Consider the following 20,470-nt stretch of genomic DNA (forward strand, 5'->3'; position numbering starts at 1 on the left):
AGTTCTGGCTGGGCGCTACACGGGCGTGATCTCGAGCCGCGGCCAATGCACCGTGTCCGCGAGCATCTGACGGTCGTGGGTGACCAGGATGACGGCCGCTTGAGTCTCCTCTAAAGCCTGGGTCAGTTGGGTGACGGCGGGGATAGAGAGGTGGTTGGTCGGTTCGTCGAGAAGCAGGACAGAGGGGTCTTCGCGCAAGAGACGAGCGATGTCACGCCGACGTAACTGGCCCATCGATAGCGGGTCGTCCGCATCTGCGGATTCTTGGCGCAGGTAACCGATCGCCGCGGGATCGGGGACCGTCACCGTGCCGGTAGCAGGTGCCAGCCGCCCGGCGAGCATATCTAGGAGTGTCGACTTGCCGGCGCCGTTGGGCCCGGTGATAACGAGTCGGTCGCCGCCCCGGATCGTCAAACTGACGGGGCCGGCGAGGCGAGCACCCAGGGAAACCTCCTCCGCGCGAAGATAGGTGCGGGTGGTTTTCGCGTGGAGACGCGGAAACGTCAGAACCGGTGGTGGCGGGGGCACGGTGACCTTCGCGGCGTCGATAGCTTCCTGCCGACGCTTGACCGCCTGCACCACACCTGGTGCCCGGGATTGGCGGGCGTGCTTGCCCGTGCCTTTCGGGGGCCGCCAGCCGGTGCTCAGACGCGACTGCGCCTGCTGAAGATCGGACTGCAACTGTGCTTGGCGGGCCGTTTGAGCAGCATATTCATCTGCCCACGCCTGCTCCAGGGCACTACGCCCCGCTCGATAACCTTCGTGGCCGGTACCCCACACGCGGGGCAGGCCATCGGGTGTGGGATCAAGATCGAGGATGGTGGTGGCCAGGTCGGCCAGTAGAGCCCGGTCATGGGAGACGACCAGCACGGACCCTTGCCGCTGGCGAAGCTGCTCGGTGAGGAATCCGAGACCGGTGTGGTCGAGGTGGTTGGTGGGCTCGTCGAGTAGCAAATGGTCATGGTGACCAGCGAGCAGACAAGCCAAGCGGACACGATAACGCTGTCCGACCGACAGCGAGTTGAGTTCCATGTCGTCGGGGAACACGGCGTCGAGAGCGGCCAGCGCGGTGCGGACCCGGCGGTGGGCGTCCCAGGCGTCGAGGCGCTCGGCCTCGGCGAGTGCCAGGGCATACTTGTCGGGGTCGGACTCAATGGTGTGGAGCGCTGTATCGAGACGCGCCAGCGCCTGCTCGGCGGGGCGAATCGTGTCGCGGACGGCCTCTCCGACGGTGCCGAGCGCGCTCATCTGCTGCGCAGCGAGGGCCACGGAACCGTGGACGTGAAGGCGCCCAGCATCGGGGAGGATGTCACCGATGAGCGTGTTGAGGAGAGTGGTCTTTCCGCGACCGTTGTCACCGACCACGAACACTCGGTTGCCGGCGGACAAGGCGAGGTTAAGACCGCGGAATATAGTGCGGGTGCCGCGGACCACAGACAGGTCCTCGGCCACAAGTTGGGCACGACGGGTAGTCATGAGAGTGCTTTCTGTACTGAAAATGTATGGGGAACATGCGAAAGCACGCCTACGGCACGGTCAATGAACCGGCGGGCGTGCGGGGAATGTTCCTACAGGAAGTACAGATGCATAGGCATGAGCCTAGGTTAAGGCGGGAACGATTCGCAATGTCAAGGCTAGAGGGTAGACCCTACTTCGGGGCGACGTGTCGCCACAGCCGGTGCCGGTGACGATGTACCCTGTAAAACAACAACGATGTAAGCAGCTTGGTCAAGGAAGAGGGTATGACTGTGAGCCGAGAGGGACTGTTCGACGATCCCGGCGTCGAGCTCGGTCTGACGGGTCGGCCGGTCCGTGAGCTCCCGCAGCCGGCACCCCTGGACCACCACGGACCTGCCACGATCATCTCGATGTGTAACCAGAAGGGCGGCGTAGGTAAGACGACCTCGACCATCAACCTGGGTGCCTGCCTCGCGGAACTCGGTCGCAAGGTCCTGCTCGTCGACCTCGATCCGCAGGGTGCGCTGTCGGCTGGGCTCGGGGTGGCACACGATGAGCTCGACATCACCGTCTACGACCTGCTACTCGACAATCGGACGTCCATCCACTCGGCCATCCACCAGACCACAGTCAACGGCATGGATCTGGTCCCTGCGAACATCGACCTTTCCGCCGCCGAAATCCAGCTGGTTAACGAGGTCGGCCGTGAGCAGACCCTAGCCCGGGCGCTGCGACCGGTGATGAAGGAATATGACTTCATCATCCTCGACTGTCAGCCCTCGCTGGGACTGCTCACCGTCAACGCCCTGGCGTGCTCGCACGGCGTGATCATCCCCATGGAGTGCGAGTACTTCTCCTTGCGCGGTCTCGCGCTGCTGACCGACACGGTCGAGAAGGTCGGTGATCGCCTTAACTTCGACCTGGAGATCCTGGGCATCCTGGTCACCATGTTTGACCGACGCACCTCCCACGCCCGCGAAGTCATGTCGCGGGTGGTTGAGGTCTTCGGTGACAAGGTCTTCGATTCCGTGATCACCCGCACGGTGCGATTCCCGGAGACCTCGGTGGCCGGTGAGCCGATCATCAGCTGGGCGCCGTCCTCCCAGGGCGCTGAGCAGTACCGCAACCTCGCGCTCGAGGTGCTGGAGCGGACCGCCAAGCGGTGATCGGGGAGCAGCTCGAGATCCCGGGCTTCCGGGTGGCGCTGGCGAATTTCGAGGGACCCTTTGACCTGCTCCTGCAGCTCATCGGCGCAAAGAAACTCGACGTCACAGAGGTGGCGCTCTCAGAGGTGACGGATGAGTTCATCGCCTATACCCGTGCTCTCGGGGAGACGGCGGACCTGGATGAGACGACCGAATTCCTCGTCGTGGCGGCCACTCTTCTCGATCTCAAGGCTGCGCGGCTCCTGCCTCGCGGGGAGATCGATGACCTGGAGGACCTCGCCCTGCTGGAGATGCGCGATCTGCTTTTCGCCCGACTCCTCCAGTACCGCGCCTACAAGCAGGTCGCGGACCTGTTCGCGGAGTGGCAGAAGAAGGCGCAGCGCCGCTATCCGCGAGCAGTGTCAATGGAAGCGCAGTTCGCGGATCTTCTGCCCCCGGTGACACTCGGACTCAATCCCGCGCAGTTCGCGGAGATGGCGGCCGGTGTCTTCCGGCCGCGTCCACCGGAGGAAGTGGGCATCGGGCACATTCACCAGGTGGCGGTGTCGGTGCCGCAGCAAGCCGGACGGATCCTGGACACACTCAAGCTCATGGGCTCCGGACACTGGCTCACCTTCCAGGCACTCACCCGTGACTGCACGGTGTCCATGGAGGTTGTCGGCCGTTTCCTCGCGCTGCTGGAACTGTACAAGGCGCAGGCCGTGGAGACCTCCCAGGAGGAGCCACTGGGAGAGCTGTCCGTCAGCTGGACCGGGCTGGACGTGGATCCAGCCGTGGTCGCAGCGACCAACTGGGATTAAGGGCGGGCCTTGAGGAACTCGAGGAGAGTATCCGGCAGCTCACGGTCGGCGTAGATACGCACGTCCGGCTCGGACGGGTCATCGCCGGTGCCGACACGGCGGCCCTCCCACACCGGGGTCAAGCCGACCTTCGCCAGGACGCGGGCCGAGGCCGGGTGGTTGGTGGTGATGCGCGCGGTGATCGGGGTATCCGGGTCGAGACGCTTGGCGGCCTTGAGGGCGGCCTCAGAGACCTCGGTGGCAAAACCGTTGCCCCACTTTTCCGGACGGAAACGGTACTTGAGGTCCCAGACGCGGCCGTCGACAAGCTCGATGCCGCCGACGCCGATGAACTCGCTCGGCTGATCGCGCAGGTAGACACCCCAGGGGCCGAGGTCTTTCGCGGCCCAGGAAGCCTGGGTGCGGCCGATGATCTGGTGGGTCTCCTTGACGGACTCGTGGCGGGCCTGCGGGCGGTGCTCCCAGATGCGTTTGTCGCTGTAGACCTTGTAGGCCTCCTCATCGTGCTTCGCGCTGAGCGGCATGAGGATGAGTCGTTCTGTTCTTGTGATGGTAGCCATGGGGAAATGTTACACACATCACAAACAACATTCGCAGTGATTTGGCGAACTTTATGTGAATGTGGCGAAGATTTCTCCGGACTACACTGAGCACATGATGATCACCGCTGAAGAACTGGCAGATCTGGGCGACGCGGTCGTGCTGTGCGCCTCGATGGGTCCCAACCCCCCGACTCACGGCATACCGGGTTCCCATCTGGCCGATCTGGAAGGCGACTTCTCCGACCCGGACAACCCTCTGCCTCATACCGCACCTGCTGACGTACAGGGACTCTTCGAGACGTATGGAGTCTCTGACGGAACTCCCGTGGTGGTCTACGACGACGCGGAGGGCGCCACGGCACCCCGCGTGTGGTGGTTGGCGAAGGTCGCCGGTATCAACGCTCGTGTTCTCGACGGGGGCCTGAGAGCCTGGCGGGATGCCGGGGGAGAGGTCTGTGAGCTCAGCCCTCCGCCCGGCGGCGGTCGACTGAGCTCAACCGTGCGCCCCGAACTTCTACGCAACCGGGAGCAGGTCGCCACCGACGGTCGACTCGTCGTCGACGCACGCTCTGCGGGTCGCTTCGCGGGGACCGAACCCGAGCCCCGCCCGGGCCTACGACCCGGACACATCCCGGGCTCCGTCAACCTGCCGTACACACGGGTTTATGACAACGGTTACCTGCGCACACCCGAGGAACTGCAAGTCTTGTTCGCCGAGGTGGCCGGCGTACGCCGTGATCTCACCTTCTCCTGCGGATCAGGCGTCACCGCCTGCGTTAACGCCCTTGCCGCCACCGTCGCCGGATATGAGGACCTCGCCGTCTACGAAGGGTCGTGGTCTGAATGGGGGGCGCAATGATGCCGGGAATGATCAGCCAGCTGCGATCCCAGCTGGAGTCGGTGCTCCTGGTGATCGATACCCCGGCATCGGTGGCTACTCTGGCCCGGGTATTGGACGCGGAGGAAGCGACAGTGGAGAGCCTGCTACGCGCCACGGCCGCTGAGTTCGATGAACGTGGCTCCGGTTTTGATCTCCGGGAGACCCAGGAGGGCTGGCGCCTGTACACTCGCCAGGAGAATGCCCCGGTGGTGGAGCAGTTTCTGCTCGACGGTTCACAAACCAGACTGTCCCGTGCCGCTCTGGAGACGCTCGCCGTCGTTGCCTACCGTCAGCCGGCGACGCGTTCGCAGATCTCGGCGGTGCGCGGCGTCAACGTCGACGGTGTCATGCGTACCCTGCAGCTGCGCGGACTGATCCGTGAGGTCGAAGTGGAACCCACCACGGGTGCTCACCGCTATGAGACCACCGAGCTCTTCCTCGAGTTGCTGGGCATCGACTCTCTCGAGCGGCTGCCGGACCTGGCACCTCTACTACCGGAGGTCGACTCCATCGACGAGGAGTTCTAGGGTCAGGAACGTCGAGTGCACGAAACGGGGTCTGGGTAGGGGGTATGGGGTAAATGTGTCCAAAGTTAACGCAAAGTTGCGCCTGCCACATCCCCGCTGCTGTCTGAAACCTTCTCCGGTGATCCCGGTTTCTCGGCACAGGTATTAGGGGGTGGGACCGAAGTTCGCCATTCTGCGGCTGTGCATGCAAATGTGGGATCCTCGGAAACGACGCTGAAGGTTCAACGGTTGATTACTTCCAGTCGGAGAGCATCCGTCTGCTCATGGAAAGGAACTGCGGAATGGCTACAGTCAGTTTTCGAGAGGCCACTCGGGTTTATGAGGGCAGCACAGTACCTGCCGTTGACTCCCTCAACCTAGAAATCGGGGACGGCGAGTTTATGGTGTTCGTCGGACCATCTGGCTGTGGAAAATCGACCTCGCTCCGAATGCTGGCAGGGCTCGAGGAAGTCAACAGTGGTGAGGTCTGGATTGGGGACAGGGAAGTAACTCACGTACCGGCAAAAGATCGCGATATTGCGATGGTCTTCCAGAACTATGCGCTCTATCCGCATATGACCGTCGCTGACAATATGTCATTCGCATTGAAGATCAGTGGCGTAGGTAAAGAGGACCGCAGTAAGCGGATTCAGGAAGCCGCGAAAATGCTCGGCCTCGAAGACTTCTTGGACCGCAAGCCAAAGAACTTGTCCGGGGGACAGCGGCAGCGAGTCGCGATGGGGCGTGCAATCGTGCGAAATCCGTCGGTATTTCTGATGGATGAGCCGCTGTCCAACCTCGATGCCAAGCTGCGTGTCCAGACTAGGACCCAAATCGCTGCGCTCCAGAACAGGCTCGGGGTTTCCACCGTATATGTCACCCACGACCAGGTCGAGGCCATGACAATGGGGGATCGGGTCGCCGTCATGAACCGAGGGGTACTCCAGCAGGTAGACTCACCTCTTGCGCTTTATGATGCACCCGCCAACTTGTTCGTGGCGAACTTCATCGGGTCACCTTCAATGAGCCTATTCGACGCTGAGATAGTCGATGGAGGAGTGACAGTAGCAGGTCATCATATTCCGGTTGCGCGCGAAGTTCTCGATCGGGCGACCGGCGCTACCGTGGTCATCGGAATCCGACCCGAGGCATTTGACCTTGCCGACGGCGAGGACGGGATTGCGACGCGCATCAATGTCGTCGAACAAACTGGTGCGGACTCCTATTTCTACGGCGAACTCCATACATCTGAGCAGCCTTCCAGTGCGGAATCTTCAATCACCGCTCGGGTTCAGACCCGGCAAATTCCGGCTGCGGGCGACATTGTCGTGCTCACCGTGGATCCCACCAAGGTCCATGTATTCGACAAACAGACGAAGCAAAGAATATCTGGGGTGGTGACCCTGTAGTTGAATACGACACGAAAAGTAGTCATCGACTGTGATCCAGGGATGGACGATTCAGTCGCTTTGCTCCTTGCACTAGCTTCACCTGAGCTGGATGTGCTCGGCATCACCACGACTCATGGCAACGTAGAGGTCAGTCTCGCTACAACAAACGCTCTCAAAATCATCGATCTAGCACAGCGCGCTGACGTGCCGGTGGCACAAGGGGCGGAGGAAGCGCTTCGCGGAGGACGCCCAGTTGATCCTTTCAGCCATGGTGCAGACGGGCAGGCAGAGAACCATCTTCCTACTCCGCAGAAGACAGCCGAGCCAGTCAACGCGGTGACCTTGATGGCTGATCTGATCGAGAAGAACTGGGGCGAGGTAGAGATAATCTGCCTCGGTCCCATGGGGAATATTGCAACGCTCGTTAATGACAGACCTGAGCTCATCCGGGGGATCCGGGGAGTTACCGCCATTTCAGGACTTTTCGGGGTCACGGTCGACGCCTGGAAGAGTGCTACCGGGGACAATCCCGTATCTGAATGGAATGTGTATGTCGACCCCGAAGCAGCGAAAATCGTGTACGAGTCTCCTCTTGACATCAAAGCCATCGGGCTTGATGTAGCCACGAACTTCAGTATTGATTTTTCCGAGGAGCAGCTAGAGGCGCTCGACAACGCCCGGGGAGGGGCTGCTGCATTTCTCGCGCAAGCGATCGACTTCGTCAGAAGTCGTGGTTACGGTTCCTATTGCGCTGTGATCGATGCCTTAGCTGTTGCTGCAATCGTCTCACCGGATCTGATTGACTATTCACCTGGTCGCGTTGGTATTTCGACAGAGGATCCTCTCACCCGCGGAATGACGGTTCTGGACGCCAGGCAGCACCATGTGTGGGATGACTTGCCCCTCATCCAAGTGGCTACCCAGGTCGACTATAAGAGATTTCTCGAAATGATTGTTACCCGCTTTGCCGTACACGAGTGATGAAAAGGAAGTGGTCTCCGTGACCGGAGAATGGCACGAATTTGAAGTCGAAACCAAGCCAGAAGAGGGGTTTGCCAACCCGGTCTATTTCTTCGACATAACCAGAAATTTGCAGGCTTCTGTCGAAGGAAGGAACGATGGTCTCCTGCACGTTTTCGTACCACACACAACATGCACGTTGATCATGAACTCAGGGTTTGATGGGACGACTTTGCACGACATTCGGTGCTTCATCGAAAACCAGGTTCCCACCAGCGGGCCCTTCGTTCACCTCCATGACGGACCGCAGGATGCCGCTGCACATGTACGATCGCTTTTCGGAGTGAACTCGCTAACTCTTCCAGTGCGAAGCGGAAAGCTTGCCATCAGTGAGAGCCAAGGCGTTTACCTTCTAGAACTCGATGGTCCCCGAAAGCGCACGGTCATGGTTGCAGAAGCAAGTTTCTAGCGCTATTGACACAGTGAATATTGAAGCGGGAGTTCGAAATGCCAGATGATACATTGGGCCAGCTAACAGCGGCCCTGAAGTCAGCACCGGACATTGATCCTTTCCCACTGAAAGACATGTCTGCCGCGGTGTTCACCGGGTGCGGGGATTCACTTGCCTCGGCGCTCGTCGCGGAAAGGCGAGGCTACCGGTCACTATCAGCGGGAGATATCGAATGGATGGGGGAGCTTCCCCGCTACGCAGGGACCATTGCCGGTATCTCACTTTCCGGTACATCCGGAGCCCCTATACGGGCACTGCAGAGAGCACGTAAAGCTGGATGGAAGACTGTGGCAATCACCTCCTCGGCCACTACGCCTTTGGGGCAGGCGGCAGAGTTTCAGCAACTTGTTCCGAGGCTGGATGTGCAGGAGCGCGTGCCCGTTGCCGGACACGTCATGCTCGCTCTGGGCGTCGCGGCTGCATGTGGGATCGATACAGAAGGCGCTCCGTCGCGGTTGGCAAGGATTCTGGAGAGTGACGGCCGGGCAATGGTTGATGAGGTTATGAGGCAACTGCCGGCGACGTTGCCTCATGCCGCCACTGTGCTTTCCCTGCCGGATACCCGGTCAGGTGCCAATTTCTGGACACTGAAGCTTATCGAGGGGTGCGGCATCGCAGCCCGTGACGTGCCCCTTGAGGAATCGGGGCATGTCGACTACTTCATAGGGCCCCAGCCCCACTTGGTTGTCGAGATTCTGGGCCGACGCGGTCAGGATAGATTCGAGGATCTGGGGCGTGCGCTAGGAAGAAATGGCATGACCCGAGTGAGATTTGATGCCAACTCAGCGGTCCCAGGAGAAAGTGACGTCGATGACCTACTGAGGGAAATCGTCGTGGCAGTGATTGGTGCCCTGGTGGTCGACGAAGCGTCGACCATGTGGGGACGTCCGCCGTTCAGGGGAGGGGCGGTAAACATGGATGCTTCTCACATCACCATCAGCTACTGAGATCTTGGCGACCAACTACTTTGGTAGTCGTGTCGCTGAGGACACGTTCACTTCCGCGGAGATGTCCAAGGCACATCGATGTCGGAAGAATACTCATGTCATCCTGGCTCGCCACTGCGAGCAAGATACTCCCCCGGGGGCTTTAGCTGCCCTCATTGGGAACCGATGGGGCTCAGGCACTGTGTGAGTTCACAATAGCGGGCTCCGATGCGATGCGGGCTCGTCAACGCCTTCACTACGGATGAGGTGCTGTCGACAGCGGCCGTGACGAAGGGCGGTGGCTGCACAGTTGCAACCACCGCCCTTAGCCATCGACTCAGTCCTTCAAAATCTCCCGAACGAAGGCGAGTACGCCTTCGGCTTCGGGAGCCTCTGTGACGACATCAGCCGCCAGCTTCGCGTCATCGATGGCATTGGAAACGGCGACGCCCGTACCCGCCAGAGTGAGCATGTCGATGTCATTCTGATGATCCCCGAACGCGACCACCTCAGCAGTCGAGATGTTCAGATACCTGAGGATCCACTGGAGTGCGTTAGCCTTTGTCGCCTCCTCATGGACCAGTTCGACAGCCTTGTCGGTGTACTTGGTGTACCCGTAGCCATCTCCGAGCTGGCTGCACCAATCTTCGATTCGGTCGATTCTGCCGTCTCGAATGTCGTCCATCACCGTGACTTTCTCAACATAGAGAATGTGCCAGTCTGATCCATCAATCGGCCTGACTTTGTGGTAGCGGTCGAACTGCTCGCGTTGTCGTAGGATCCACGTCGTTTCCCGGTGCACGTACTCGGTGCTATCAATCGTATAGATGATCGACAGCCCCATGTGATCGGCGACGCCCAGGAGTTCCCGCAGCCCCCGTAAGGGAATCATTCTCTGCCATAGGACACGCCCGTTCTCGATGACCTTGGCACCGTTGCTCACGATGTAGGGAACGGAGATGTCGAGGTGCTCTGCAAAGGTAGAAGCGAGTTCGTTGGTCCGGCCCGTGGCGATAGTGAAAGCCACCCCCTTGTCTCGTGCGACAGTAGCCACCTTGAGCGCTGACTCGGAGAGAATTTCGTCTCTACCGATCAGTGTGCCGTCCAAATCGCAGACGATCAATTTGGTCATGCAGAACTCCTAGATTCGAATCGGTACGCAGGAAACGTGATCGTGGCTGATCCGGACCAGACTCCAGTGGCGATGATTCAGCCGCACCGGAGCAGCGTCGCTGGACAGATCGGTCTCCCAACAGAAGGCAGGGGACGACCAGCCCAATGTGTGCCCCGACACCACTGCGCCAGCGTGGTGATAGTGGCCGGAGAGCACACAGCGAACTTTCGAATTGCTGATGACCTCCGAAAGCCGCTCGGCTCCCTCCATGAGAGGTCTGTGCAGGCTCTGCAACGGAGAAGTGAAGATCGGATGATGCACGACAAGAACACTGACGGAGGAAGTCGAATGAACAAGCCGGTCACTGAGCCAGCTCAGTTGCGAATCGGACAGCCGACCATTGCCGTCGTCGTTGACGTTGGAATCCAACACGATGATGTCGAGGTCGTAGGAGCTGACTACCCCCGCGAACGGCTGCACTCCACCCTCTTCTGGTGGCTGCTGTGGAAGGGGCTGAATGCTCTGCATGAAGGCCTGCCGGTCGTCGTGGTTGCCCAGGGCCGGGATCACCGGCACCGGGCAAGCGGCGAAAAGCGCCCTCAACATCGAGTATCCATGGTTTGATCCACGTTGAACCAGATCACCGGTGACGAGAATGGCTTGCACACCCCATTTCTCTACGGCGACCCGGAACCCCTCGCGCAGGATGGCGAAATCACCATCCGGCTGGTCGAAATTTGAGAGGTGGAGATCGGTGAACTGCGCGATTCTCCATTCAGAGCTGACCATGAGGTTTAAAGACCCGCGCGTTCGTTGTAGCGGGCGATGACCTCGGAACCTTCGGCTTCAGCGCTCTCGAGAGTGGCCTTCACATCGTTTCCGGCTGCGATAGCGTCAATGGCCGGCTGAGCAGCGTCAGATCGCAGAGATGCCATGGCACCGCTGTGGCAACCTCCGGTGATGAACGACCCTTCTGCCGACTCAAGCTGGTCGAGGATCACGGTTGCCTGCGGAGAAGCCTCGGGGCGAGCGAGTTCGATGGCAGCGGTGCTGTTCGGCAGGTAGCCGGTTGCTGCAAAGATCTTGGCCTGGGACTCAGGGCTGCCCATGAACTGGACGAAAGCGGCCGCTGCCGACTGCTGGGTATCATCCTTGTCCTGTCCGATGACCCACAGGGCGTTACCGCTCGGGGCCAGACCACCGTCCCCATGATCAATCGGGCAGGGGTACACGGTGAATCCGTCGGGCAGCATGGACGAGACGTTTCCGAGGTTTCCGGAGGAAGCCATAAGCATGCCTGCGGTTTCGCTGCCGAAGGCGTTCTGCGCCTCTGAGCCCTGCTGACCGACATTGAGAAGGGCCTCAGACTCAATGATCTCCTGCATGTTCGTCCACTGCGAGATCTGAGCATCAGAGGAGTAGTTGACTGCATCGGCCGGCTCTCCACCCAACCCGTTGTCAGGCGTGCAATACAGCTCTCCGGCCGAGGAGGTCATGACCTCAAGCCAGTAGGAGTTCAGTCCCAGCGTGAGGCCAGCGGTACCTGTCGAATCCTTGATGGTCTGTGCCCACTCGGTGAGCTCTTCTACGGTTTCAGGGCCGTTGTCGGTGCTCAGCCCGGCTTCCTCGAGTAGGGAATCGTTGGCGTAGATGACCGGCATGGACACCTGGAAAGGCATCGCCTGAAGCTTGTCATCGTAGGTGTAGTACTGGTCGATGATCGGAACCAGGTCCTCGATGTTATCGGCCATCTCACCCTCAGCCAGATCGGCGATTGGGGTGACCAGGCCTGAGTCGTACATGAACCCGGTGCTTGTGTCGGTGACCTGCATGACATCGGGCAGGTCCACGGTGCCGACGGCGTTGGTCAGGCTGGCGATGGCGTCCTGGTATGAACCCTGGTAGATCTCGTTGACCGTGGCGTTGACGTCGTTCTCAGCGTTGAATTCCTCCACGAGCTGGCGGATGATGTCGGCCGAGGCGCCCGAGGCGGAATGCCAGAATTCGATGGTCACGGCTTCGGCCGGTGCACCATTCGAAGCGTCGGTGTTGTTGGCGTCGGTGTCACCGCTGTCTGAACAGGCGGTAAGGAACAGCGCCGTGGCGAGCGAGAAACCGGCGACTGCGGTTGAATTCTTGTGAAACTTGATCATGACTATTTCTCCGATCCTTGTGTGAGTCCCTTGGCAAGGAACTTCCGGCTGCTCAGAACGAGCAGAATCATGGGAATGGTGACTACAAACAGCCCGGCCAGTACGGCGCCGGTATCAGTGGCAGACTCGTCTGCCAGCTGGGTCAGGCCTACTTGGACTGTCCGGTTTTCAGGGGATTTGGTGATGAGCAGCGGCCACATGTAGTTGTTCCATGCGCCGATTGCAGTGGTGACGGTCACGGCAAAGACCGTCGGGAGGTTGAGAGGGATGAGGAAGGACCACATGAACCGAAGTGGCCCAACTCCGTCGAGGGTGGCGGATTCATGGATCTGCCGGGGAAAGGTCAGAAACGCCTGCCGGAAGAGAAAGATTGCGGTTCCCGACGCGATCATGGGTAGGAAGATCGCGACGATCGTGTCGAACAGTCCCATCTGAGTGATCGTTAGGTAATTTGCCACGATGATTCCCTCGGCGGGAATCATGAGGGTGATCATCACAAAAATGAACAACCACGTCTTCCCCCGCATCTTGCTGAACACGAGTGCGTAAGCGAACAAGATGGACGTCACCAGAACGAGGACCGTTTCCGCAATCGTCACGATCACGGTGTTGATGAGCTGGTCGAACAGAGGCGCGGCTCGGAAGGCCCTGGCGAAGTTGTCGAAGGTAGGGGGATTTGTCAAGAATCCCACGACACCCTGAGACAATGCCGCTGGGGTTTGGAATGCTCCCAACAGGCCGAAGAGAACCGGGAACAAAATGACGAAGGTCATCAACCACAGGTAGACGACGAGGCCGGTCTGAAAGGCCCGCTTCTGTGGACTACGACGGCTGGATTTCACGGTGGTGGTCACGAGTAATGCACCCGCCTCTCAATGAAACGGAACTGAATGGCGGTGATCACGAGGACGATGAGCATGAGGATGACGCCGCGAGCTGCAGATGCTCCGTAATCTGCTGTTCCTGTTCCGAAGGCCGAGTTGTAGATTCCGATGACCAGAGTGGTGGTCGCTCCACCCGGGCCACCACCGGTCAGGACGCTGATGATGGCGAACTGACGGAGAGCAAAGATCGTCAACGTGATGATCAGGAAGAAGATAGTGGGTGAAATCAGCGGTAGCTGTATCGACCACATTTTCCTGAGCTCAGAGGCCCCATCCATTGAGCCGGCCTCCATCACATCGTCAGGGACACCGTCCAAGGCGGCCAACAGAAGTAGCGTGACGTATCCGATACTGAACCACACTTCGACGGTGGTGACGCTGAACAGTGCCCATGTCTCATCAGTTAGCCATCGTGGCGGCTGATCGATTCCCACAAAAGCCAGGAACCGATCGAGAGGACCACTGACCGGCTGCAGAATGGACCTAAAAGCGACAGCGGTTGCGGCGACAGACATTGCCATGGGAATGAGCACGAAGCTTCGTAGAAAAACAGTTCCTTTCAGCCGAGCCGAAAGGGGGATGGCGATTGCCAGACCAACTACAATCTTCCCGACGACGGATCCCACGGTGTACACAAGCGTAATGAACAGCTCTCTGAGGAAACGCGGGTCAGTGAACATCAGTCTGAAGTTCTCGAAACCCACGAAGCCCGTTGGTTGACCGAAGATATTCGTCCCCTGCATGGACATAATGAGTGTCCGAAGTAGTGGATAATACTGGAACAGTAGAAAGACAATGATGACCGGAAGCACGAACAGAACAGGCCACAATTGCGGCGGCTGTTTCCGTCTCGGGCCAGAGCGAGCCGGCATCTTTACTTCCACAAGTGGAGCCTCCAACCGATCCCTCCTCAGGTAGTCGAGCAGTGCACCTCCCGATCCTCAACCGGATCGCGGGCACTGGATAGCGAAAGGTTCGATCGTGCTTCCGATGTTTCGAAGGACGAGCGAAGCCTGGGCCAAACTCTTTCAGGGTTGTCGTGAAAGAGTCCCGATCAGTATCGCAGTGGAAGTAGTGCCCCTCAACCGTAAAAGGGCTTTGGCCAGAGGTTATGCAGAAAACTTGATGGCTTAGTGGTGGCCGGTTGATACCTCGAAAATTGAACCTTGTGGTGGCATTTTGAGACAAAGAGACGGTGTTGCTAAGACATCCCGGTTAGCCTGCAGTTCACGTGGATGTGCCTTGCCGCTGACTGAATTCAGCTTCAATTCACTTGCTCGCAATGAGAAGGTTTGCCCTGTATTGGGGTGTTTTCACGGTCCGAGAAGGAGGTTGTCATTGCTGCTCTTGCGTACCTGGCGGAACCTGACACGGCTGCTGAGCCAGACGGTCCGCGAAAGTTGGATCAATTTATCGTCCTTGTCTCTCGTCACCGCAACGACGGTGAACAGAGGTTCATCCGGGTCACATTGGAGCAGTTCTGTCTCGTATACAGTTGTCAACTGGATTGAAAGCAGATTATCGATCGTGTGGGAAGCCAGCTGGAAGTTCTCGCGGAGTTTGCGAGACAGCGAGCCCTCAATGAGTGGGTGGTCGGAAGTTAGACCCGGTACGCGTTTTCCCGGTATCCACGACTGAGAGATCCCCACCGGGTAGCCGTCGATAAGTTGAACCCGCTCAACGATGATGAATGGTCCGGCCAGCTCAGTTTCGTGAACTGTCTGAGTGCACATGGCGGCAACTTCCGAGGGGATCGCGGGAGTTGAGTCATTTCTGGTGACGATTGCGTCTACCCGACGTCCTTCCTCCTCCAGCCTGGTCCGCCAGGGAACGGTTAAGGCCAGTTCCTGCTGAACTGGAAGGTGTTTCTGAGTGACGTATGTTCCGTCTCCGTGTACCCGTTTGATGAATCCGTCTTCTGCCAGTGCGCCCAGAGAATGTCTCAGGGTCACCCGGCTGATGTCGTAGCGATCCGCGAGGTCTTTCTCGCTGGGCAGCTTCGTCCCGGGCGGAAGTTTTCCCGTGTTTATTTGCTGCTTGAGGTCTTGAAGTACCTGGTACCAGATCGGTGTGGATGAGGTTCGGTCAATCTCTCTCATAATGAGACCTTTCTCAGGGATTCCGCGCTGCCGAGTCTGTCCACTCTGCAGGAGTCGGAGCCATCATAGGCTCTACCGGACCCGGGCCCGTGGATTTCCGCTCTGATGGTTGCCCTCCGGTAGGGTGGAGCGGAACCAATTGCATACCCCAAGATAGGACACGATCTACGTGACTCCACCCGCTCGCCGTGACGGCACACCGGACAAGGACCAACAGCCCAAGAAGCTGAAGGCTTCCGAAATTCCGCTGTCCAACGCCCGCCCCGCCCGCCGCCAGAATGTTTCCGCCCGTTCCGTCGCTGAGAGCCTGGGCGCTGACTGGCTCTACGATGACGCCGCTGAGGAGGGGGTGCGCCTGCAGAAGGTGCTCGCCCAGGCCGGTGTCGCGTCCCGCCGCCACGCTGAGGTCCTCATTGAGAAGGGCCGCGTCGAGGTCAATGGCAAGATCGTCACTAAGCAAGGTGTGCGCGTCAACCCGAACCTGGATGTCATCCGCGTGGACGGGGTGCGAATCCACGTCAACGAGGATCTGGACTATTTCATCCTCAACAAGCCGCGCGGCATGCTCTCCACCATGTCGGACGATGAGGGGCGCCTGTGCGTCGGTGACCTCGTCGCGGAGAAGATCGTCTCCGGGCAGCGTCTCTTCCACGTCGGCCGCCTCGATGCTGACACCGAGGGTCTGCTCCTGCTCACCAATGACGGTGAGCTGGCGAACCGCCTCATGCACCCAAAGTATGAGGTGTCCAAGACGTACCTGGCCACGGTGCTGGGTGAAGCGGATCGCCGCTTGATCACCACCCTGAAGAAGGGCATCGAGCTTGAGGACGGCCCGGCGAAGGCTGACTACGTCCAGATCGTCGATACGCATGAGGGCCAGTCGCTGCTGAAGATCGAGCTGCATGAGGGGCGTAAGCACATCGTGCGTCGCATGCTCAAGGCAGCCGGTTTCCCGGTGCAGCGCCTGGTGCGCACCAAGATCCACACCGTCCAGCTCGGCGAGCAGAAGCCCGGCACCCTGCGTGCGCTCAACACCTCTGAACTGACCTCGCTGTTCAAGGCGGTGCAACTGTGACCTTCTCCAACATGCCTGACGGCGGTCTCATTCTCGCCGTTGACGGGCCCTCCGGAACGGGTAAATCCACCACGTGTCGCGCACTGGCCAAGCGTCTGGACGCCAAGTATGTCGATACCGGTGCGATGTATCGTGTGGCCACCCTCGCGGTGCTGCGCGCGGGTGTTGATCCCGCCGACACCGCCGCCGTCATCGAGGCCACCCGCGATCTGCCTCTGGCCGTCAACGATGACCCGGATTCCACTGAGGTGCTTCTCGCCGGCGAGAACGTCGCCGCCGAGATCCGCGGCCGCGAGGTCACCCAGAACGTCTCCGCTGTCTCCGCGGTGCCGGAGGTCCGCGAGAACCTGGTCGCCCTGCAGCGCCGCCTGGCCGCCGAGGCGCACCGCGCGATCGTCGAGGGCCGTGACATCGGCACCGTCGTGCTTGCCGACGCCCCCGTCAAGGCCTACCTCACCGCCTCCCCGGAAATCCGTGCCCGCCGCCGCTACAACCAGGACCGCTCCGCCGGCCGGGAGGCGGACTTCGCCACCGTGCTAGCCGATGTCATCCGCCGCGATGAGCTGGACTCCTCGCGCACCACTTCGCCCCTGCGTCCCGCAGAGGACGCCCACCTCATCGACACCTCCGAGTTGACCCTCAACCAGGTGCTCGAGACCCTCATCGACCTTGTGAAGGAGTCGCAGCGATGAACGACGACAACTCATACGAAGAGATGGAGACGGAGTTCGTCTTCCCCGGCGAGGACGAGATCGAGGAGGTCGAATACGACGGCCCCGACCTCGAGGAGTTCGACTTCGAGGACATGACCGAGGAGGAATGGGCCGCCCTCGAGGAGAAGCTCGGCGTCGAGCACAACGAACACCTCGAGGAGGAGCTGTGCACCGTCGCCATCGTCGGCCGCCCCAACGTGGGTAAATCGACGCTGGTCAACCGCTTCCTGGGGCGTCGAGAAGCAGTCGTCGAGGACTTCCCCGGCGTCACCCGCGACCGTATCTCCTACATCGCCGAGTGGGGCGGACGCCGCTACTTCGTGCAGGACACGGGCGGCTGGGACCCCAACGTCAAGGGCATCCACGGCGCCATCGCCCGCCAGGCGGAGGTGGCGATGCAGACCGCGGATGTCATCGTCATGGTCGTGGACACCAAGGTCGGCATCACCGAAACCGATGCCGTCATGGCGAAGATGCTGCAGAAGGCCGACGTCCCGGTCCTCCTGGTGGCCAACAAGTTCGATTCCGACTCGCTCTATGCGGACATGGCGGAGTTCTACGCCCTCGGTCTCGGCGACCCGTGGCCGGTTTCCGCGCTGCACGGGCGTGGTGGTGCGGATGTCCTCGACGAGGTGCTGCGCCTGTTCCCCGAGAAGCCGCGCGCCGCCTCGATCACGGAGGGTCCGCGGCGTGTTGCGCTCGTCGGTAAGCCCAATGTGGGCAAGTCCTCCCTGCTGAACAAGGTGTCGAAGGAGGAGCGCTCGGTCGTCGATAATGTGCCTGGCACCACCGTCGACCCGGTCGACTCGCTTGTGCAGCTGGAACAGAAATTGTGGAAGTTCGTCGACACCGCGGGCTTGCGCAAGAAGGTCCATACCGCGCAGGGCCACGAGTACTATGCCTCCCTGCGCACCCGCGCCGCGATCGACGCCGCCGAGGTGTGCGTCATGCTTATCGACGCCTCCGAGCCCATCTCCGAGCAGGACCAGCGCGTCCTGTCCATGGTCCTGGAATCGGGCAAGGCCCTGGTCATCGCGTTCAACAAGTGGGACCTCATGGACGAGGACCGCCGTGACCTGCTCGACCGTGAGATCGACCAGCAGCTCACCCACCTGCCGTGGGTGACGCGCATCAACATCTCCGCCCAGACCGGTCGCGCCCTCCAGCGCCTCGAACCCGCCATGATCGAGGCCCTGGAGAGCTGGGACAAGCGTGTGTCCACCGGTCAGCTCAACAACTGGCTGCGCGAGGCCATCGCCGCCAACCCGCCGCCGATGAAGGCCGGCCGTCTGCCGCGCGTGCTGTTTGCCACCCAGGCGTCGACCCGCCCGCCGGTGATCGTGCTGTTCACCACCGGCTTCCTCGACGCCGGTTACCGCCGCTACCTGGAGCGCAAGTTCCGCGAGCGCTTCGGTTTCCACGGCGCCCCGGTGCGCATCGCGGTGCGTATCCGCGAGCGCCGCGCCCGGAAGTAGGGGAGCGGCTCTTCCGGCGGGGTGCACCACTGCCCCGCAGTCAGCCCCTAGGCTGCAAGTATGAGAAGAGTACTCCTGAGCACTGCCGCCGTAGTTCCGCTCGCCCTGGCGGCCTGTTCGCCGGGTATCGAGGAACCGACATGGATGACGGAGCAGGCCTCCGAGCCTGCCGTCGACTACACGCGGGTCGACGCCGCGGAATTCGGCGACGGCCAATTCAACATGACGTCTCCGGACGGTTCCGTGGAATGCCAGTTCAATCATCAGCATTCCTACGGCAGGGTCGGGCCCATGTCCGGGGGGTGCGTGGGCGGTGGGGTCGAGGGGCTCGTCTGGTTGTCCAACGTGCGCGACCATTTCCTCCTGGAGCAGCGGGATTCCGGCTATCCCGGCCACATGGCCGCGGGTAAGGCGCTGGAGGTCGGTGGAGTAGTACCTATGGGCACTATCCATTGTTTCTCCTCGGCGGCCGATGCCATCGGGTGTATGGACATGTACTCGGGCGAGGGTTTCGACATCCGCGGTGACGAGGTCCTCCTCTTTGACCAGGCTGATCACCAGCAGGTCTTAGGGGGTGCAATCATCGGTGAGTACTTCCACATGAGTTTTGACAACGGTGGCTCCATCTATTGCACCGGCTCCCTGACCTGTGGCAACGCCATCGACCTCAACTTCCCCGACGACGACAACATTGTCTCGTTCGATCTGGAAGGCCCCACTCCTGCCGTCGAGCGGACCGGTTCCGGGGACATCGGTCTGGCCACGTCCCTTGCCCAAAGAATTGAGCCGGGCAACTACCACTACGGCGATCTTTCGCTCGCGCACGACGGTCAGCGGGCGACGTTCACCACCCCAGAGGGCGAGACATTCTGGGTCGGCATCGACGGTTTCGGTGTGGAGTGAAACGTTCGAGAGGCGATGGACAGGGTCCGTCCATCGGGTGTTTCCAATGTTCGAGAGGAATGGGGTCTCGGTAAACGTCTCTCGACCATTGGGGAAGGGGCGGGGGAAGGGGCAGGCTTAACGCTCCAGCACGAACGCGTCTGTGCGGTAGGGGATAGCCAGCAGCTGGCCGGGCTGGTACTCGAGGCGCTCGATAAGATACCAGCGCAGGTTCTCCGTCATCCGCTCTCTCACGGCAGTAGAAGATTTCAGCCAGTAGGAGCGGGAGGCCATGAGATCGAAAAGCTGCTCCACCCGCAGGTGCTGCACCCAGCGGGTGCGCAGCTCTCGCGACACCCGCCACGGTGCGTGCACCTCCGGCACAAAGCCAGGGCGCTGCACATCCCCGGAGTGCATGATGCGCGCCAGGCGCAGGATCCACGGGTGGGAGACATCGAGGTTGTTCCACACCAGGACCACGCGCCCACCGGGGCGGACGACGCGATCCAGCTCGGCACACGCCTCCGCGGCGTCGACCCAGTGCCACGTCTGCGCGCAGGTCACGGCATCCACGGACCCGGCCCGTAGCGCGGTGGCTTCGGCGGTGGCGCGCCAGACGGGGACGTCGAAAAGCGAACGCAGCACCCGCACCATGTCTGGTGAGGGATCGCTGGCCACGACGTCGTGCCCGGCGTCGACAAGCAAGGAAGTGAGTTTGCCGGTGCCGGCGCCGAGATCGGCGACGATGCGGTGGTCGTCGAGAAGCGAGACAACCTCGGGCGGGTAGCCGGGGCGCACCTCGTCGTAGGTGTCGGCGCCCTGGCGAAACGCCCACGCGGACTCGCGGCGGTGCGCGGCGTCGGTGAATTCCGGGGTGTCCTTGGTGGAAGCCTGGCGGAAAGCGGGGGAGTCACTCACGCCAAGTAAGATAGCCG

Annotated in this window: 21 protein-coding genes; 12 read left to right on the forward strand and 9 right to left on the reverse strand. The window is 60.8% G+C overall.

All coding sequences use genetic code 11. The features are described 5' to 3' along the window. Nucleotides 1-15 precede the first annotated feature (15 nt). Nucleotides 16-1,476: an ABC-F family ATP-binding cassette domain-containing protein gene (locus Q4G50_RS09255; protein ID WP_303377374.1), complete on the reverse strand. Its 1,461-nt coding sequence runs from the start codon at nt 1,474-1,476 to the stop codon at nt 16-18. A gap of 272 nt (nt 1,477-1,748) precedes the next feature. On the opposite strand from Q4G50_RS09255, the gene Q4G50_RS09260 reads away from it, so the two are divergent. Together Q4G50_RS09260 and Q4G50_RS09265 are read left to right on the forward strand one after the other, a co-directional pair. After that, nucleotides 1,749-2,624: a ParA family protein gene (locus Q4G50_RS09260; RefSeq protein ID WP_303377399.1), complete on the forward strand. Its 876-nt coding sequence runs from the start codon at nt 1,749-1,751 to the stop codon at nt 2,622-2,624. Then, nucleotides 2,621-3,424: a ScpA family protein gene (locus Q4G50_RS09265; RefSeq protein WP_303377375.1), complete on the forward strand. Its 804-nt coding sequence runs from the start codon at nt 2,621-2,623 to the stop codon at nt 3,422-3,424. Before Q4G50_RS09260 ends, Q4G50_RS09265 begins: the two co-directional genes overlap by 4 nt. On the opposite strand, the gene Q4G50_RS09270 is transcribed toward Q4G50_RS09265, so the two are convergent. Continuing rightward, nucleotides 3,421-3,984 carry a GNAT family N-acetyltransferase gene (locus Q4G50_RS09270; protein ID WP_303377376.1) on the reverse strand — a complete coding sequence of 188 codons (564 nt, stop codon included), beginning with the start codon at nt 3,982-3,984 and terminating at the stop codon, nt 3,421-3,423. The two genes, Q4G50_RS09265 and Q4G50_RS09270, sit on opposite strands and share 4 nt — an antisense overlap. Nucleotides 3,985-4,078: 94 nt before the next feature. Between Q4G50_RS09270 and Q4G50_RS09275 the strand changes: the two genes are divergently transcribed. The 6 genes from Q4G50_RS09275 to Q4G50_RS09300 all read left to right on the forward strand — a co-directional run bounded on the left by Q4G50_RS09275 (nt 4,079) and on the right by Q4G50_RS09300 (nt 9,161). After that, entirely contained in the window at nt 4,079-4,825 is a 747-nt protein-coding gene (locus Q4G50_RS09275) for a sulfurtransferase (protein WP_303377377.1), read from the forward strand. A gap of 8 nt (nt 4,826-4,833) precedes the next feature. Beyond that, complete coding sequence (gene scpB / locus Q4G50_RS09280) at nt 4,834-5,373, forward strand: SMC-Scp complex subunit ScpB (protein WP_303377378.1); 540 nt, start codon at nt 4,834-4,836, stop codon at nt 5,371-5,373. Between the two features lie 281 nt (nt 5,374-5,654). Beyond that, the gene (locus Q4G50_RS09285; RefSeq protein ID WP_303377379.1) at nt 5,655-6,761 is read left to right on the forward strand and encodes an ABC transporter ATP-binding protein; all 1,107 of its coding nucleotides are present in this window, start codon (nt 5,655-5,657) and stop codon (nt 6,759-6,761) included. Beyond that, the gene (locus Q4G50_RS09290; protein ID WP_303377380.1) at nt 6,762-7,724 is read left to right on the forward strand and encodes a nucleoside hydrolase; all 963 of its coding nucleotides are present in this window, start codon (nt 6,762-6,764) and stop codon (nt 7,722-7,724) included. Nucleotides 7,725-7,743: 19 nt separating this feature from the next. Continuing rightward, a complete protein-coding gene (locus Q4G50_RS09295; RefSeq protein ID WP_303377381.1) occupies nt 7,744-8,172 on the forward strand; it encodes a secondary thiamine-phosphate synthase enzyme YjbQ in 429 nt (142 codons plus the stop codon). Between the two features lie 20 nt (nt 8,173-8,192). Beyond that, nucleotides 8,193-9,161 carry a hypothetical protein gene (locus tag Q4G50_RS09300; RefSeq protein ID WP_303377382.1) on the forward strand — a complete coding sequence of 323 codons (969 nt, stop codon included), beginning with the start codon at nt 8,193-8,195 and terminating at the stop codon, nt 9,159-9,161. Nucleotides 9,162-9,477: 316 nt separating this feature from the next. On the opposite strand, the gene Q4G50_RS09305 is transcribed toward Q4G50_RS09300, so the two are convergent. From Q4G50_RS09305 to Q4G50_RS09330, 6 genes are all read right to left on the reverse strand, one after another. Next, nucleotides 9,478-10,272, reverse strand: coding sequence for an HAD family hydrolase (locus Q4G50_RS09305; RefSeq protein ID WP_303377383.1), 795 nt, complete (start codon nt 10,270-10,272; stop codon nt 9,478-9,480). A 9-nt stretch (nt 10,273-10,281) separates the two neighbouring features. After that, nucleotides 10,282-11,043, reverse strand: a complete 762-nt coding sequence (locus Q4G50_RS09310; protein ID WP_303377384.1) for a metallophosphoesterase — start codon at nt 11,041-11,043, stop codon at nt 10,282-10,284. 5 nt (nt 11,044-11,048) lie between these two features. Then, entirely contained in the window at nt 11,049-12,407 is a 1,359-nt protein-coding gene (locus Q4G50_RS09315) for an extracellular solute-binding protein (protein WP_303377385.1), read from the reverse strand. A gap of 2 nt (nt 12,408-12,409) precedes the next feature. Beyond that, entirely contained in the window at nt 12,410-13,261 is an 852-nt protein-coding gene (locus tag Q4G50_RS09320; RefSeq protein ID WP_303377386.1) for a carbohydrate ABC transporter permease, read from the reverse strand. Then, nucleotides 13,258-14,103, reverse strand: coding sequence for a carbohydrate ABC transporter permease (locus tag Q4G50_RS09325; protein WP_303377387.1), 846 nt, complete (start codon nt 14,101-14,103; stop codon nt 13,258-13,260). Before Q4G50_RS09325 ends, Q4G50_RS09320 begins: the two co-directional genes overlap by 4 nt. A 501-nt stretch (nt 14,104-14,604) precedes the next feature. Then, the gene (locus Q4G50_RS09330) at nt 14,605-15,390 is read right to left on the reverse strand and encodes a GntR family transcriptional regulator (RefSeq protein WP_303377388.1); all 786 of its coding nucleotides are present in this window, start codon (nt 15,388-15,390) and stop codon (nt 14,605-14,607) included. 169 nt (nt 15,391-15,559) lie between these two features. On the opposite strand from Q4G50_RS09330, the gene Q4G50_RS09335 reads away from it, so the two are divergent. The 4 genes from Q4G50_RS09335 to Q4G50_RS09350 are packed head-to-tail and all read left to right on the forward strand — an operon-like array spanning nt 15,560 to nt 19,556. After that, nucleotides 15,560-16,465 (forward strand): pseudouridine synthase, encoded by a 906-nt coding sequence (locus Q4G50_RS09335; protein WP_303377389.1) that lies wholly within the window; start codon nt 15,560-15,562, stop codon nt 16,463-16,465. A gap of 11 nt (nt 16,466-16,476) precedes the next feature. Next, complete coding sequence (gene cmk, locus Q4G50_RS09340) at nt 16,477-17,157, forward strand: (d)CMP kinase (RefSeq protein WP_303377400.1); 681 nt, start codon at nt 16,477-16,479, stop codon at nt 17,155-17,157. After that, entirely contained in the window at nt 17,154-18,653 is a 1,500-nt protein-coding gene (gene der / locus Q4G50_RS09345; protein ID WP_303377390.1) for a ribosome biogenesis GTPase Der, read from the forward strand. The genes cmk and der overlap by 4 nt, the downstream gene beginning before the upstream one ends. Before the next feature lie 60 nt (nt 18,654-18,713). After that, nucleotides 18,714-19,556: a hypothetical protein gene (locus tag Q4G50_RS09350; RefSeq protein ID WP_303377391.1), complete on the forward strand. Its 843-nt coding sequence runs from the start codon at nt 18,714-18,716 to the stop codon at nt 19,554-19,556. A gap of 117 nt (nt 19,557-19,673) precedes the next feature. Here the strand turns inward: Q4G50_RS09350 and Q4G50_RS09355 are convergent, their stop codons facing one another. Further along, on the reverse strand, nt 19,674-20,453 hold the full coding sequence (locus Q4G50_RS09355) for a class I SAM-dependent methyltransferase (protein WP_303377392.1): 780 nt from the start codon (nt 20,451-20,453) through the stop codon (nt 19,674-19,676). Between the last annotated feature and the right edge of the window lie 17 nt (nt 20,454-20,470).

Origin of the sequence: Corynebacterium sp. (genome assembly GCF_030538285.1) — a bacterium.
Classification (GTDB): domain Bacteria; phylum Actinomycetota; class Actinomycetes; order Mycobacteriales; family Mycobacteriaceae; genus Corynebacterium.